The sequence below is a fragment of the Zavarzinella formosa DSM 19928 genome (assembly GCF_000255705.1).
Taxonomy (GTDB): domain Bacteria; phylum Planctomycetota; class Planctomycetia; order Gemmatales; family Gemmataceae; genus Zavarzinella; species Zavarzinella formosa.
In genome coordinates, this window is sequence record NZ_JH636446.1 from 389,168 (window position 1) to 389,386 (window position 219).

The window sequence follows — 219 nt, forward strand, 5'->3', positions numbered from 1 at the left end:
CGCCGACATCACGTCGTTTTTGATCGAGGGCGACCGGCTCTCGTGGACCGAGGTGACCGACAGGGATCTCGCGGGCTATCTGATCCGCTTCCAACCGGGCACCAGCCGAAGCTGGGGCGACGCCGGCCGGCTGCACGTCGGACTGGTCACCGCCTCGCCGTTCACGATGCTGACCCGCCCCTCCGGCCCGGTCACCTTCATGATCAAGGCCCGCGACAC

The 219-nt window shown here is 68.0% G+C and carries 1 protein-coding gene; it reads left to right on the top strand.

The genetic code is table 11. The features are described 5' to 3' along the window. The coding region (locus BGIM_RS66145; protein WP_193789049.1) for a hypothetical protein at positions 1-219 on the top strand (219 nt) is incomplete at both ends.